We start from the raw sequence: 302 nt of genomic DNA, 5'->3' as shown, positions 1-302 counted from the left end.
CCCGGAAGGTCTGTACAGCGCGAAAACCTTCACTGAAGAAGAGATGCCAGGCTTTGGCGTCAGCGTCTGGACCTCTCTGGTCCCGGTGATCCTGATGGCGATGCGCGCCGTGGCAGAGATGATCCTGCCTAAAGGACATGCCTTCCTGACGGTTGCAGAATTCCTCGGTGACCCGGTTATGGCAACGCTTATCGCGGTGCTGATTGCGATGTTCACGTTTGGTCTGAACCGTGGGCGTTCGATGGATCAGATTAACGACACGCTGGTGTCCTCAATCAAAATCATCGCGATGATGCTGTTGA

Annotated in this window: 1 pseudogene; it reads left to right on the top strand. The window is 55.0% G+C overall.

Annotation, left to right across the window (positions count from 1 at the left end):
- A pseudogene (locus FDX22_RS21650) lies at nt 1–302 on the top strand (gluconate transporter); the annotation flags it as partial.

It is taken from the genome of Citrobacter sp. TBCS-14, from assembly GCF_005280805.1.
GTDB classification, from domain to species: domain Bacteria; phylum Pseudomonadota; class Gammaproteobacteria; order Enterobacterales; family Enterobacteriaceae; genus Citrobacter; species Citrobacter gillenii.
Note: the sequence above shows the minus strand (reverse complement) of the source record. Positions and strands in the feature narration are given on the sequence as shown.